This is a genomic window from Paracoccus maritimus, from assembly GCF_025195095.1.
Classification (GTDB): Bacteria; Pseudomonadota; Alphaproteobacteria; order Rhodobacterales; family Rhodobacteraceae; genus Paracoccus; species Paracoccus maritimus.
Map to the genome: position 1 here is coordinate 1 of NZ_JANAVZ010000027.1, position 15,375 is coordinate 15,375.

The 15,375-nt window shown below is 60.8% G+C and carries 12 protein-coding genes and 1 pseudogene; 4 read left to right on the forward strand and 9 right to left on the reverse strand.

Annotated elements, in window-relative coordinates; genetic code table 11:
• From MU516_RS19010 to MU516_RS19050, 9 genes are all read right to left on the reverse strand, one after another.
• Positions 1-761 (reverse strand): SUMF1/EgtB/PvdO family nonheme iron enzyme (locus MU516_RS19010; RefSeq protein ID WP_260278784.1); only part of this gene is annotated, 761 nt, incomplete at its 3' end.
• Between the two features lie 85 nt (positions 762-846).
• The gene (locus MU516_RS19015) at positions 847-2,622 is read right to left on the reverse strand and encodes a chloride channel protein (RefSeq protein ID WP_260278785.1); all 1,776 of its coding nucleotides are present in this window, start codon (positions 2,620-2,622) and stop codon (positions 847-849) included.
• A 27-nt stretch (positions 2,623-2,649) separates the two neighbouring features.
• Positions 2,650-4,233, reverse strand: a complete 1,584-nt coding sequence (locus MU516_RS19020) for a sulfatase family protein (RefSeq protein WP_260278786.1) — start codon at positions 4,231-4,233, stop codon at positions 2,650-2,652.
• Complete coding sequence (locus MU516_RS19025; RefSeq protein ID WP_260278787.1) at positions 4,122-4,946, reverse strand: carbohydrate ABC transporter permease; 825 nt, start codon at positions 4,944-4,946, stop codon at positions 4,122-4,124. Before MU516_RS19025 ends, MU516_RS19020 begins: the two co-directional genes overlap by 112 nt.
• The gene (locus MU516_RS19030; RefSeq protein ID WP_260278788.1) at positions 4,943-5,872 is read right to left on the reverse strand and encodes a carbohydrate ABC transporter permease; all 930 of its coding nucleotides are present in this window, start codon (positions 5,870-5,872) and stop codon (positions 4,943-4,945) included. Before MU516_RS19030 ends, MU516_RS19025 begins: the two co-directional genes overlap by 4 nt.
• Before the next feature lie 87 nt (positions 5,873-5,959).
• Positions 5,960-7,228: an ABC transporter substrate-binding protein gene (locus MU516_RS19035; RefSeq protein ID WP_260278789.1), complete on the reverse strand. Its 1,269-nt coding sequence runs from the start codon at positions 7,226-7,228 to the stop codon at positions 5,960-5,962.
• A gap of 24 nt (positions 7,229-7,252) precedes the next feature.
• Entirely contained in the window at positions 7,253-8,074 is an 822-nt protein-coding gene (locus tag MU516_RS19040; protein WP_260278790.1) for a MarR family transcriptional regulator, read from the reverse strand.
• Between the two features lie 5 nt (positions 8,075-8,079).
• Entirely contained in the window at positions 8,080-9,678 is a 1,599-nt protein-coding gene (locus MU516_RS19045) for a sulfatase (protein WP_260278791.1), read from the reverse strand.
• Positions 9,675-10,766 (reverse strand): ABC transporter ATP-binding protein, encoded by a 1,092-nt coding sequence (locus MU516_RS19050; RefSeq protein WP_260278792.1) that lies wholly within the window; start codon positions 10,764-10,766, stop codon positions 9,675-9,677. Before MU516_RS19050 ends, MU516_RS19045 begins: the two co-directional genes overlap by 4 nt.
• Before the next feature lie 240 nt (positions 10,767-11,006).
• On the opposite strand from MU516_RS19050, the pseudogene MU516_RS19055 reads away from it, so the two are divergent.
• The 4 genes and pseudogenes from MU516_RS19055 to MU516_RS19070 form a co-directional block, all read left to right on the forward strand.
• A pseudogene (locus tag MU516_RS19055) lies at positions 11,007-11,320 on the forward strand (IS5/IS1182 family transposase); the annotation flags it as partial.
• 92 nt (positions 11,321-11,412) lie between these two features.
• Positions 11,413-12,009, forward strand: coding sequence for a DUF2946 domain-containing protein (locus tag MU516_RS19060; RefSeq protein WP_260278793.1), 597 nt, complete (start codon positions 11,413-11,415; stop codon positions 12,007-12,009).
• 98 nt (positions 12,010-12,107) lie between these two features.
• On the forward strand, positions 12,108-14,234 hold the full coding sequence (locus MU516_RS19065; RefSeq protein WP_260278794.1) for a TonB-dependent receptor: 2,127 nt from the start codon (positions 12,108-12,110) through the stop codon (positions 14,232-14,234).
• 62 nt (positions 14,235-14,296) lie between these two features.
• Complete coding sequence (locus MU516_RS19070; RefSeq protein ID WP_260278795.1) at positions 14,297-15,085, forward strand: DJ-1/PfpI family protein; 789 nt, start codon at positions 14,297-14,299, stop codon at positions 15,083-15,085.
• Positions 15,086-15,375 lie beyond the last annotated feature (290 nt).

The window sequence follows — 15,375 nt, forward strand, 5'->3', positions numbered from 1 at the left end:
ACGGAAGGACCTGTGGGATCGGCGATTGGCAGGCGGGCGGCCTTGGGCAGCGGGCCGAATCGGTCCGCGACCCACTCCCAGACATTGCCAGTCATGTTGAACATGCCGTAGCCATTGGGACCAAACTCATCGACCGGGGCAGTACTGATCCAGCCATCCGCAGCGCTGTTATGACCGGGAAAGCTGCCCTGAAAGGTGTTCATTGCGAATACGCCGCCGGGGCAAAATTCATCGCCCCAAGGAAACTTGCGCTTCGCCAGCCCCCCACGCGCCGCCCGTTCCCATTGTGCCTCGGTCGGCAGCGCGAGACCCGCCCAAGTGCAATAAGCCAGCGCGTCATACCATGTGATATGGACCACCGGATGATCGGCACGCGCGCTGGTGTCCGATCCCGGTCCCTCAGGCATGTGCCAACAGGCGCCATCAACCTTGCGCCACCATGGCAAGCCGGGCGGACTGACCGGATGGGCGGCCGGATTTTCCAGCAGCAGATGGAATACATAGCTCCACCCTTCCTGTTCTGCGACGCTCCGATAACCGGTCGTCGCAACGAAATCCGCGTATTCCGCGTTCGTGACCGCCGTGGGCGACATCAGGAACGGTGCCAGCTTCACCTTTCGGCGCGGGCTGTCGAGATCAGCGGCGAAGGTCGATCTGCGGGCGCCCATCTCAAAGATGCCGCCGGGGATCGGTAGAAGACTTTCCCGCAGCCGAGCCGTCACAAGGGCCGGCGCGCGCGGCACCGCAAGGGCATAGGCCAAGTATTCATCATCTCGTCTCCCGCCCTGCCCCGCGACTGCGCAGCATCCGGATGCGCCTGACTTCTGGTCCATCGTCCCTCATGCCTCATTCAGCCGAACCGATTATGTTGCGGCGTTGTTTGTCCAGTTCCTCGCTGTAGCGGCGCAGCGTATGCGCCTCGCTTAACAGGCCGACCACTCGACGCTCGACCCGATCGCTGACGACAGCCAGCGCCTCGGATCGGCTGGCCTCAAACAGGCCTGCCGCCTGCCGCGCGTTCATTCCGGGCAGCAAGACATCCTGCTGCTGATGGAAGAAATCCGAGAGTGCGGGTCGCGGATCGGCCGCACCGGCATCGGCATGAATCTCCGCGACCTGAACCATCGCAGCATAGCGTCCTACGTCATCGGCGACAATAACGCGCTGGGTCGATCCCAAGGGGAAGGCCTCGCGAAACTGCTCGGGGCTCATGCCGACCCGCGCGGTGCGCAGATCGCGGCGCATCAGCCGGTCGACGGTCAGGTTACGGATCCAGCCGACGTCGTGGGCGCTGCGGATCGTCTCGCCCCGCAGATGGAACCGCCACGTCGAGAAGGAATAACCGAAGGTCTGCCGCACCACCATCGACGAGGTGATCGAGGCCGCCAGGACCAGCACCGCGATCGGAAACTCGCCGGTCACCTCCAGCGCCAGAAAGGTCATCGCCAGCGGCCCGCCTATCACCGCGACGCCAAACGCACTCATACCGATCACAGCTAAGGCGGCCGAGGACAGCATGCCCGGCAGCAGCCATTCCATCGGGATCGCGAAGCTCTTGCCGATCAGCGCACCCAGCAGCAGCGAGGCGAAGAATAAACCGCCGCGAAAGCCCGAGCCGATGGTCAGTGCCGAGCTGGCAGCCTTCAGCGCGAACAATAGCAGCAGCATCGTCCAGACAACATCATTCTCCAAATTAAAATGCATCGCGCCGTGGCCCGAGGACAGGACCTGCGGCGTAATCAGCGCAATGGCCCCAACCAGCGCGCCTCCGATAGTTGGACGCAGCCAAGACGGTATGCCGCTAGCCGAGGCGAAGCGTTCGGTCCGCACTACCCCGATCATCACGAGGATGCCCAGACCCGCACTGATTCCGCCAAGGAGCAGGGCAGGCAGTAAATCGGCCGCCGTAATCGCCCCGATATGACCTATCTCGATCTCGAATGTCTTGCCGGACAGCGCGCGAGAAACCAGCATGCCCACGATTGACGCCGCGATCACGGGTGCCAGCGAAATTGAACTGTAGGTGCCGATGATCAGTTCGAACGCGTAGAAGGCTCCGGTCAGCGGAGCGCCGAAAGCCGCCGCTATCGCCCCGGCCGAGCCGCAGCCGACCAGCACCCGCATGTCCTCGCGCCGCAACTTCAGCTTCAGCCCGAGCTTCGAGGCGAGACCCGAGGACAGCTGCGTGTAGGCCGCCTCGAGTCCCGCTGACAAGCCGAACCCGTTCGAGGCGAGGTTTTGCAGCGTGACCCAGATGCTGTCGGTCAACGACATACGCCCGCCGTAAAGGGCGTTGGCCTCGATCGGATCGACTATGCTGCCGCGGCGTCGGCGCAGGTGGATCAAGACAGCCGTCAGCAAGCCGCCAAGCACCGGCACCAGCACCAAGGCCGGTCCGCGCGCCAACCCTGCCCCGCTGAGCCCGGCGGCGAAGGAAACGCCGTACAGCAGGCTATGCAACAGATGCGACGCCAGGCTCACCCCGCTGACCACCCCCCCCGCCAACGCCCCGATCAGAGTCGCCAGAAATAGGAACCCGATCGCATTGCCGCGCGCTAAAACCCGGCGACGAAGCCAGTTCAACCGCGCGCTGACGGCTATGCCATGATGTCGATGAGGCATGGTCTGATCGTTAAGTGCTGTGTCCGACTAGGAAGGAACTGGCTCGGTTGATCGCGCAAGACGGTGATAAGATTGGGTCTTGAGCGCGCTTTCGACACGCCAACGAAGGATCCTCCAGATCAGGCGCTGTTTCGTCATCTCGTGCTCAGCCTCATCCCAGAGATTGTTTACCTCGCGAGGGTCGGCCTGCATGTCGAAGAGAAGCCCAGTATCGTAATCTACATAGTGGACCAGCTTCCAACGATCAGTCCTGATCATGGTCTGAAATTCGCTGGCCTGAACGATCATGTCGCGCGCCTGTTCCGAGAAGACCGCGTCACGTTTCGGAACATCCCTGCCTTCGACATAGCCCCACAGGGATTGTGCTTCCATGAATTCAGGTGGCTCAATGCCCGCCAGTTCCAAGACCGTGGGACCAAGATCCATAAGCGAGACAAGGTCCGACACGGTACCGCCTTCGCCTATCCGGTCGGGACACCAGATTATTGCCGGAACTTTGACGCTTTGATCGTACATGGACCATTTTTGCGACAGGCCATGATCGTTGAGACAGTCTCCATGGTCGGACGTGAAGATGATGATGGTGTCCTGCAGCGCCCCCCGCCTCTCCAGCGCGTCGATGATGTTGCCGACCTGATCGTCGATCATCGAGACATTTGCGAAATAGGCCGCACGCTGGCGGTGCAGTTGTTCGGCGGTCGGATCCGGGATGTGAATGACCGCATCATACTGCGAATCTTCATGTTTCTTCTTCAGCTTACGCACGGGCTCGATGAGATCCGGAATATCCTGGCGGATCGCCTCGGGCAGATCATCCTTGGCAAGGTAGCGTTCGAACCACCTCTGAACGGGATCGTAGGGGGGATGGGGACCCGGTATTCCGACCTGCAAAAAGAACGGCTTGTCGCCATCCCATCGATCAAGCCACATGCAGGCCATAGCGGGCACAAAATTGTCGGAATGCAGATCTTCGGGCAGATCCCAGACAAACGCACCCAAGCTGCTGCGGTAATCCTGCCGATGTTTGTAGGTCTGCGTGTCCGGCTTCGTCAAGCCGCGCGCCCAGAAGGCCTTGTCCCAATTGTCGAGATAGAATGGCACTGTAGGATCGCTGCGGTCCTTATTCTCGGTCACGTGCCGTTCGTGAAAACCGAAGGGAGCCTCGACCGGATAGGTATGCATCTTGCCTACATTGACGCAGTGATACCCGGCCTTGGCCAGTTCGCCCACCCAGCAATAGGACCAGGTCTCGTCATTGCGAAAAACTCCATTCGTATGCGGATATGTTCCTGAGAACAGCGATGCGCGCGACGGCGAACAGGATGGCGCGGTGACATACATGTTCGAGAAATAGGTGCCCTCAAGCACGAGGCGGTCGAGATTGGGCGTCTCCATCCAAGGATGTCCGGTTGCCGCGATCGTATCAACGCGTTGCTGGTCGGTAATGATGAAGACGATGTTGGGCCGCTTTTCGGCGGTCTGTTGATTGTCCCTGGCTGTCATCCTTTGACCGCGCCTCCCAGTGATTGAACGATGTAGCGATTGGCGAACATGATGACCGGCACGATCGGCAGCGTTAGGACGATCGTCGCCAAGGCGATCGCCCCCCATTCGACACTTGCGTAAGAGACGAAATTCATTATCGCGACGGGGGCCGTGGCGGTCTGGCCACGTGTCAGGATCAGTGCGAAGAAGAAGTCGTTCCAGGCCAGCAGAAAGCCCAGAATGGCCGCCGCGACGACGCCGGGCCGCGACAGCGGCAATACGATCTTCCACAGGATCTGCGGCAGGGTCGCGCCATCGATGGCAGCAGCCTCGATCAGTTCCGAGGGGATCTGCGAAAACGACGTCCACATCGACCAGACGACGAATGGCAGCGTCAGGGACATGTAGGCGAAAGTCAGTCCGACGCGCGTGTTCAGCAGTCCCAAGTTGAGATATGTCAGGAACAGCGGCAATACGATGCCGATCGGCGGCGCCATTCGCAGCAGCAAAAGCGCCCAGGAAGTCTGGAACGTGCCGCGCAGCCCGCCCTTCGCGAGCGCAAAGCCCGCCGGAATACCGACGATCAGAGCAAGGATCGTCGCCCCTCCTGCGGTAATCAGGCTGTTGATCAGCGCAGCTGGAAAATCAGACCTCGCCAAGGCACCGAAATTGTCCAGAGACCACGCCAGCGGCGCCTCCCAGATGGGTGTGAAAAGGCTGATCTTGGGGCGGAATGTCAGAACGATCGACCAGAGGACCGGCAGCAGCGCAAAGCACAGCAAGACGATCATCATCAAACGGCCAAGAGCAAAGCGATAGCCCGTGCGACGGTCGATCATGAATTGATCCTCGAATTGATGCGGGCCACCCAGAAACTTGCGAAGCCGGCAAAGATGAACAGCGTGACCGAAATGGCGGCGCCGTAAGAGACATTCGAATTCTCGAAAGACTGCACATAGGCGTAGTAGTTGGTAGCCTGCGTCGAGCGACCCGGACCGCCTTTGGTCATGACGTAGATGAGCGGAAAATGCTTCAGGGTCTCGATGAACCGGAACAGCGTGACCAGCAGCAAGGCCGGCTTCAGCAACGGCAACGTTATGACGAAGAAGGTCCGCAACTGGCTGGCACCGTCAATGGCGGCGGCTTCCTTCAGATCGCGCGGGACGCCCTGCAACGCGGCCAGGATCAGCAGCATGACGAACGGAAAATTGGCCCAGGTATCGGCGATCACGATCGCCGAGATCGCGCCGGTCTGGGATGAGAACCATGTCGGCTGCGGCAGGCCCACGGCATCCAGCGCTGCGTTGATCGGCGACAAGGTAGGCGTGAACAGCGACAGCCAGACCAGCGCGACCGCGACATGAGGCACGGCGAAAGGGATCGTGAAGAAACCGCGCGCGATCTTCCATCTTGGCACGATCTGATCCAGTCCGACCGCAATCGCCGTGCCGACCAGCAGTTGCACCGCCACCCCGCCGATGCTTAGCGCCAGCATGACATAGATCGAATTCAGGAACCGGGCATCCAAGACCAGCCTTGCAAAGTTCTGCAGGCCCCAGGTGCCGCCCCAGCCGTTGATGAGGTGATAGTCGGTCAATGAAAGGGCTAGCATCCCGACCAGGGGAAGGAATGAAAACAGACCAACCAGAAAGATCGTCGGATAGATGAAACGCAGATACTCGCGCTGCTTCTGCCGCCGCAAAGTCGCTGTGCCTGACAAGGACGTGGCCGGGCCCAGCCCTGTCGCTGTAGCGTGATGCTGCATCACATGAGCCTTTCGATTGCCGGAACCGTAGGGGATTATCGGGCCCGCCCGCGCCAAGGGATCGGTAGGACGGGCCCGGCGCGGCGGTTACTGATCCAGGATTTCCTGAACCTCTGCCTGCGCATTCTTCAGTGCCTCGGCATTCGTTATGATGCCGTTCAGCGCCGAATTCACGTTGTCTCCGATCGCGGCCCCGATTTCAGGCCATTGCGGGATCAGTGGCCGATAGTTGGGGATCGTGTCGGACAAGGATGCGGAACGAAGCTGGATCAGGTCGGGATTGATCGCGGCGTATTTGTCCGCCACATCCTGATGCTCGCCGACGGCCGGACGGGTAAAGTCGGGATAGGATTCATTGATCGCGATCTGCGCCTGAACATCTTCACTGGTTGCCCATTCGATGAAGCGATAGGCCGCGTCTGCCTTCGATGAGGACGCCGGAATGCCCAGACCATGAACGGCGATCGCCGGCGATCTTCCGGCCGGCCCTTCCGGAACCGGAGCCAAACCGATCTTGTCGGCGACACTGCTGGTCTCGGGGTCGAGGGTCGGCACCACATTCGACGTTCCATCAATGAACATCGCCGCGCCTCCGGCCTGCATCAGGGCAACGGCTTCCGGGTAGTTGATGTTAGAAACGCCCGGAGGACCGCTTTCGGTCAGCATCGCGGTATAAAGGTCCAACCCCTGCAAGTTCTCTGGGCTGTCGACGACGACGCTCATATCGCCGGGAAAGTCGGCGAAGAACTTGCCGCCATAGGCCCGGGTGATCATCGGCAGCACGAACATGTTGAACCCCTGTCCCGGGGACGTCCGCATCACGATGCCGGCGGTTGCGTCGGAATGGACTTCTGCAGCAGTGTTCTTAGTTTCCTCCCATGTTGCGGGCGGAGTATCGATAAGGTCGGTGCGATAGGCCATCAGCCCGGTTTCCACGAACATAGGCAGTCCGTAATTTTCACCGGCAACATCATAGGTCGTCAGAGCCGATGGAAAGAAGCCCGCTGCGTTATCGGAACCATTTACCTTGTCGGTCATTGGCGTCAGCCAGCCGGCAGCCACCCATCGCTGCAGTTGGATTGCGGGGACATGAACGACGTCCAGATCGCCCGTGCGCCCGGTAAAGGCAAGCATCACCTGGTTCTCGAACACGTTCTGGCCGACCACCTCGACATTGACCTTGATGCCGGTTTCTTCCTCGAACTGGTCGGTCAATTCCGCGATCCCGCGCGTGACTGGCAGCGAGAACATCAGCACGCTGATCTCTTCTTCCTGCGCCCATGCGCTGCCCGTCTGGCAAAGCATGGCCGTGACCGCGACAGAGATCGCGATTTTCCAAGTCCTTGAGCTTTTCATGGTCCCCCCTTTTCGTGGACTGGCTCAGCCGGCGAAGCGCTCCTCCACGTTCCCTCGGCCAGGTGGTGATGAACTCTTTCGGCCCATCTCCTGCATGAGGCGCGTTCGCGCCACATTCAGAATCTCTGAAATTTCTGCCTCGTGAGCCGAACGGTCACGCGTCGGAGTCGCCGGTTCGGCCAGCGAAAGCAGATGTGCGAAATTGCCCTCGGGATCGGTGATGTAAGTTGCAAATCGACGGATGCCCTGTCGGTTGCCATCGAAATCCCAGTCGACAAGCTTCGGCCGCGCCGCTTCGATCACTTCCAGCGCCTCGGGCTCGCTCAGCAGCTTCATGTGAACCCCGGTGGTCGAGAAGTTCACGCGATCGAACAATGACCGCAACTGCTCGCCCGACAGCCTCGCGAGATAGAGCCGTGACAGAACATCCAGTTCCATCAGGCCACGCCGAAAGCCTGGCTGGGCGCGCAGAGAAAAGCTTCGATTGCTGGGTGCAGTCGAGCTTTGCCAGAACAGGTCGTTGCCCGCGTTCACGATGACCTCGACGACCAGATTGTGCTGGGCACCGATCTCGGTGATCATGGTGTTCAGGAAAAGCTGATAGCTTTCGCTCATTCTGACATTGCGTTGAAACCGGAAATTCCCGATCACCTGGTTCTTGTTGGTGCGCAGGACATAGCCCCATTCCGACAACACATTGATGATCCGGCTCAGCGTCGCTGGCGAAATTCCGCAATCACGCGCCATGTCGGCCTGCCTCACCGGTGCCTGCTTGGCGCCGCTGAGGTATTCCAACACCATCAGCATGCGATCGTTTGGCGTGGTCGGCCTGTCGTCTTGCGCCATTCTGCCTATCCTCCCTGTTGCGGCATCGAAGCCGCATCAGTCTGCGCGAGGCCTTGCGATTGATCCAGCCGCGCGGAGATGGGCTTTTCAAGGCCCAGGCGCTCCCACTGGTCGTCGGGCGTTCCTTCTTCCTGCATCAGTGCGCGCAGCGCCTGAAGCATTGACTGGCGCACATCCACCCTGTCATCCCAGCGATTGCTGGTCTGGGCAGGATCGGAACGGCGATCGAACAGGAAATCCTGATGGCTGCGCGGATCAATCTTCACCGGCATCTTCCACATCGGATAGGGTACGGATTCGTCGAAGTTTCCTTGGTCCACCGGCGGTGTCGGCAGCCGCCCGACGCGCCCGTCCACGGGATTGTCCACGATCAGGGGCCGCGCGATGAACGTGCTGTAGACATGCAGCGGCATGTCGGGAACGGGTGACTTGAACAGCGTCCAGTCACCGTCCGTGATGCAGACGCCCTGCCCGAATGTGCCATAGATCACCGCATCCCGGACCGGTTCGGCCTCATCACGAAGCAATGGCATCAGGCTGCGGCTGTGCCGGTTCGCCGGGGGGATGGGCGCCCCCACCGCATCCAGTGTGGTCGCGAAGATATCAACTGTCTGTGACAGTCGAACCTCGTGCCGGCCGCCTCCTGGATGGTCCGGATGCCATATCACCAAGGGAATGTTGGCGTGGCTGTCATAATGGGGATACTGCTTCCCAAACACGCCCCGCTGACCAAGATCGTGGCCATGATCCGTCGTGAAGATGATGACCGTGTCGTCCCAAAGCTGCAGCGTGTCCAGACGGTCCAGCAGATGGCCCAGCCAGCGATCGGCCATCGTCACCTTTGCCTCGTACTGAGATCGGATATATTCCAGTTCTTCTTCCGAGGTCTGTGACATGAACTCCTTGAGGGCATCGTACTTCTGGTACGGCGGCCAGACCGTGAAGCGGCTGCGCGCCGAAGGGTCGTCTGTATACATCGAGGCATATGGCTCGGGCGCATCGAACGGTTCATGGACGTCGAAATTCTCGACATGCAGCCAGAACGGCCCCTTTGCCGCGTTCGCGTCCAGCCAATCAGCGGCGCCCTTGAAGACCTTCGCTGGGAAGTAGTCTTCCTCGCCACGGAAATCCTTGACGTTTGCCCAATACTGACGGGTATAGGTTTCGTCGCGAAACCGTCCCATGCGCTCGACCCAGGCTGGCACCGATGCGGTCATGTCGGCCAGCTTCCAACGGTCCATCTCGTGCCCGCGGACATAATCGGCGGATTCGAAATGCTCAATATAGCCGTTCGCCTCCTCCTCCCAGTAATGGTAGTGATCCGTCACAAGCCCGGTTCTGAAGCCCGCATCGGTCATCAGCTGCGCCAGACGCGGATCAAAAACTTCCAGCGGCCCCCATGGACGCCACAGGAATTCTTTCCGTCCTGCCATGATCTCTCGGCGCGCGGGCATGCAGGGAAGGCTGCCGACGAAGTGATTGTCGAATACCGTCCCCCGGGCCGCCAGACGGTCGATATTCGGCGTGCGGACACGGGTTTCGGGATTGTAGATCGACAGGGCATCGCGGTTCAGGCTGTCGATGAGGATGGTGATGATGTTCACGAGACCGCCTCCACCCGGATCTGCCTGCTGGCGGGCTGCACGCGCATCTCGGTCCTCGCATCGAAGACGTGAAGGCTCTCGCGGTCAAAATCCAGCCGGACGCTGGCGCCTGGCCGGGCAGCGACGCGGTCAGTTCCGCATGTCTGCAGCGGGATCTGTCCGATCTTGCAGCTTGTCATCGTCTCGTTGCCCATCGGCTCGACCAGTTCGATCGTCCCTTCCACCAGTCCTTGATCGCCTGCGACGATCTTCACATGTTCGGGGCGGATCCCGACCAGCAGGTCACCATCCGGCAAGCCCTGCGCATCCATGGCTAAGGCCCCATCGAAGAGGTTCAAGCGGCCATCACGAACCTCGCCTTCGAGGATGTTCATGGTCGGTGTCCCTATAAACTGCGCGACGAAGACACTGTTGGGATAGTCATAAAGGTCCAGGGGACGGCCCGACTGCTCGATCTGTCCTGCGCGCATGACGACGATTCTGTCGGCCATGGTCATCGCTTCGACCTGATCGTGGGTGACGTAGACCGACGTTGTCTTAAGCGCCTGGTGCAACTTGATGACCTCGGCGCGCATGGTGATCCGCAGCTTGGCATCAAGGTTCGATAAGGGCTCGTCGAACAGAAACACCTTGGGCGAACGCACGATCGCGCGCCCCATGGCGACACGTTGCCGCTGCCCCCCGGACAGGTCCTTCGGTCGCCTCTCGAGATACTCCGTAAGGCCCAGGATTTCCGCAGCGCGATTGACGGCCTCGTCGATCTGTCCCGGTGCCTGATTGCGAAGCTTCAGGGCGAAAGACATGTTGTCCCTGACGCTCATGTGCGGGTAGAGCGCGTAGGATTGGAACACCATGGCGATGTCGCGATCCTTAGGCAGCTTCTCGCTGACATCCTCGTCACCAATCAGGATCGCGCCCGAGGTCAACTCCTCCAACCCGGCGATCATCCGCAGCAATGTGGACTTTCCACAGCCAGACGGCCCGACCAATGCAACAAACTCGCCATCGCAGATCTCGAGATCCAGATCCGCGATCACAGTATGGCTCCCAAAGTCCTTTCGGACGCCCTGCAGCGAAACAGTTGCCATGTCGTTTCCTCCCTGATCGACCTCCTATCATTTCATATTTGGAACTGTCAATGTCATATTTGATATATCTTGATTGCTAAGGAGGCAGGACTTGGACATAATTCTAGCGGCACAGCAAATAGCGACCGCGATGGCAGCTTGTGGCCCGAGCTTTCTTTACTTGTTCGGCCATCAATATCCCATGAACCTTGATTTTCATCAGATGCTTCTCACCACCTTCGCCCGCAATGACAGCCCTGCAACGCCGAGGTGAGCTTCCGGCGCGAGATGCGCTCGAACGTCATCCATGCCTCGGTCACGAACCCCGATGCCCGTCCTTGTAGGTAGCGCCAGGCGCGGCAGCGATGTTGTGCTTCGTGGGCCATACGCTGATGGAGAACCGCAACGGCCTCGTCGTGCAGGCGGAAATGACCCACGCCGACGGCCATCGCGAGCGCAAGACGGCCCTCTAAATGATCAATTGCCACTCTCCGGGCTCGACCCGACGTCTGACGCCCGGGGCCTACAAGGGTTATGACTGCGCCGACTTCGTCGCCGATCTCAGGCGCCGCGTCGCAGCTTCCCCTGACCCGTCGTTCGTGCATGCCTCGGCATGCCCAAGGGGCGAGTGCGCGGACGTCCCGCCAAGCCCACCCGCCGGATCTGAGTGATCGACACTGAGGGAGGCGCGCGCGCTACGCCGGTCAAGAACGGCGGCTCCTCACAGATATCCATATTCGCAAGGTTCTGCGTCAGCGTCCTCGACGACGTGATAGGCCCGATCCGCACATTCACCAGCTCTGCATCGGAAGGCTACAATGGTCACCTGAGCCAACTTCGTTGCATCTCAGGCTCTCTTGGCGACGACGGCGCGAAAATCCTAGCAGTCTCTTATACGTACGTGTACGCCGATGCCATGAGCTCGCGATCGGGAAACATCTCTGTCACACTCTTTGCCGTCATCTTGCTGATGGTGGGAAGCGTTCTGTCCGCCGCGATGATGGCGCCGGGGCAGGAAGACGTGGAACGGGCGGAGATCGCCGCGACGGGATTGTCGCCGGACGAGATCTGCGGTGACCACACCGGTGCCACGCATCATTGCCCCTTCTGTCATCTGGTGGCCGACGTATCAGTTCCGTCCCCGCAAACGATCTCTCGGCGCTTCGTCGGAAGCCAGGACTGGCAGCAACACGATGATCTCTACCGCAAAGCTCAGGCGCGTGACACGTCGCGCAACACGCGCGGACCACCGACACGGGGCTGACTGACGCGCGATCCCGCTATCCGGATCGCCTTCGCCAGACCTTTGCACGCGTTGCTGTCGAGCGAACGCGTGTCCCCCAGCTCTATGTCGGAGAGACCATGAAACGACCAATCACATTGGCGGGGCTTTTGCTCGCCAGCACGGCTTTGAACGCTTCTTTCCTGTCGGCGCAGGAGGCCATACTCCTTGATCCGATCACCATCCACGCGACCGGCAATAGCGACGACGTCCGCCCGGCGTTTGGGGGGCAGGTCACCGACGGGGCCAGCCTCGGCCTGATGGGAGCGCGCAGCACCCTGGAAGCCCCCTTTGCGGTGCAGGGCTTCACCTCCAAACTGGCAGCGGATCAGCAGGCACGAGCCCTCGCCGATGTGGTGCAGAACGATCCGGCAGTGACCCTCGCCCTGCCTCGCAGTTCCTACCGGGATGCGTTTCGTCTTCGTGGCTTCACGTTTTCAAGCTACGATACCCTGTTCGATGGGCTTCCAGCGATGACCCCCAATCAGCGCATCCTGCCGCAGAATTACGAGCGGATCGAAGTCCTGAAGGGGCCCAACAGCTTCCTGAACGGCTATGCCATGGGAGGTGCCATCGGGGGCGCGATCAACGTGGTTCCCAAGCGCGCGGAGGAGACCGAGACGCGCGAGCTGACGTTCGGCGTTGCATCGGACACGCAGGCAAGCGCGCATCTCGACTGGGGGCGGCGGTTCAGCGACGGTCAGTTCGGTGTCCGCACCAACCTCGTGCTGCAAGGCGGCGACCTTGCGATTGACGGGCAATCCGAGGGTATCGGATCGGTTGCTGCGGCCCTCGACTACAAAGACGACAGGTTCCGTGCGAGCCTGGACCTGAACTATCAGGAAACCAGCTTCGACCAACCCGACTGGTACTATGCCTTGGCCCCTGGCGCGGAGGTGCCCGACGCACCGAAGGCCTCGGCCAACCTTTCCTATCCTTGGGCCCACTACGACACGCGCGACATGGCGGCCATCGCCGGTGTCGAATACGACTTCTCCGACAGTTGGACAGGTTTCGCGCGGTTCGGATATGAAGAGTCCAAGACAGAAGGCATCTACGCGGCGCCGTCGAACCTGCAAGCGAACGGGGATTTCGACGTCACGGGATACAGCTTCCCGTCCGGCAACAGGGGCCGGGTCCTACAGGCCGGGGTCAAGGGTCACTTCAACACCGGAGCCGTCGGCCACCGGGTCGTGATTGCCGCGACCAGAGACGACCGCTGGATCGCCTCGACCCGCAGCGGGCCGCTGACGTCTGGCAGTTCCAATCTCTACACGCCCGGCGCCGTCGCTGCCCCGCCGCCGGGATCTTCGATCCGTCTCAGCACTCTTGGCGACACCGCGCGCAGCCGTTTCACCAGCCTCGCGTTGGCCGACACCATGAGCCTCTTCAGTGATCAGGTGCTCCTGACGTTCGGCGGTCGGCTCCAGCGGATCGAAACCGAGAATTTCGGGAGGGGCACGGCATATGATGACCAAAAGTTCTCGCCCAGCGTCGGTCTGGTCTGGCGTGCGACGCCGGAGATTTCAGTTTACGCCAATTACGCTGAAAGCCTTCAGTCCGGACCCACCGCCCCCTTCAGCGCCGCCAACGCGGGCGAGATCTTTGCGCCCTTCGCAGCAGAGCAGGTCGAGCTTGGCGTGAAATACGAAACGGCGAATTGGGGCGGTGCACTGAGCCTGTACCAGATCAGCCAGCCCAGCGGGATTACCGATCCGGTCAGCCGGATCTTCGACCTGAACGGCGAACAGGAGAACAGGGGTCTCGAGCTTAGCCTTTACGGCGAGCCCACCGAAGGCCTGCGCGTTCTCGGCGGTCTGGCCGTTCTGGACAGCGAACTGAAACGCACCGCCAACGGCACCTTCGATGGCAACCGCCCTGTTGGTACGCCCGAATTTCAGTCCAGTGTGGCACTGGAATGGGATCTGCCAAGCGTTGACGGCCTGACCCTGACCGGGCGTGCAAGCTACATGAGCAGCCAATTTGCCGACGAGGCAAACAGCCAGAAACTTGATGCCTGGGCACGGTATGACATTGGAATGCGCTATCTCTGGAGCCGTGGAGTGCAATCCCCGGTCGTGTTCCGCGCGGCGGTCGAAAACGTTCTGGGCGAAGACTACTGGTCATCGGCTTCGGGCGGTCTCACCTCCGGTATCTCGCGCGGCGCACCACGCACCTTCCTGGTCAATGCCACGGTTCAATTCTGAGCTTTCCGGCACCCGTCCGGTTTTTCCCCGGGCGGGTCACGCAGCATCAAAGGACATCACACATGGACAGAAGAACTTTCAACGCGTCGCTGTCGTCGGGCATCGCCATTGCTACCTTGCTCGGCCAGATGCAGCAGGCCGCCGCCGACGCACCTCCACCTCCCTCACGAGAAAGACCGCGCTATATCATGTTGCTGCATCCGGACATGGTCATGATGGACCTGGTCGGCCCTGCAACGACCTTTTCCCTGACGATGGGCGAACTTCATTTCGTCTGGAAATCAAAGACTGCCGTGACCACCGACCTCGGCCTGTCGCTTGCCCCCACCGACACCTTCGACAGCTGCCCACAGGAGTCGGATGTGTTGTTCGTTCCGGGCGGCCTGACGGGGTCGACTGCGTTGATGGAAGATGCGGAAACACTGGACTTCCTGCGCGACCGTGCCGGCAAGACGCGGTTTGTCACCTCGAATTGCAGCGGCGCTCTGGTGCTGGGCGCGGCCGGGCTGCTGACCGGCAAGAAAGCGACCGCCCTGTGGTACGTGAAAGACCTGCTGCCGATCTTCGGCGCCGTGGTGAGCGACGGCCGGGTGGTGGAGGACGGCAACGTCATCACCTCGCGCGGAGTTACCGCGGGCATCGATCTTGGCCTGACAGTTGCGGCCAAGATCCGGGACGAGGGATGGGTGCGAAAGATGATGCTCACGCTGGAATACGCCCCAGAGCCGCCCTTTGATGGTGGCCGACCGGAAACAGAAGCTTCTGAGCATGTAAACGCCGTCCGAAATCGGCGTGCCCCCAAAGTTGCTGCAGCAAAGGCAGCGGCCGAACGCGCCGCGCTGCAGTTGTGATATAGGCGAATGACCACTTCCCGCGCCGACGAGAGCTTTCTTGCAGCCGCAGCAAAGGAGTGGAACCGGTCGGTCCCGGCGCGGGGTACGAATGCTTTGGGCCGAGAGCGACGGCCGCTGATGCCGGCCAGGAGTCCGCCCCCGCCGCACCGCCGCATGTCGGCTTTGAGCCGAGGCTGTGTGGAAACTCGGCCTTATGGTAGACTTAGACATGGTGGGAGATCGGCATGTCGGGTTTCATCGAAGGCACTGTGCGGGAACAGACGGCTCTTTTTCCAGATCGCCTTGAG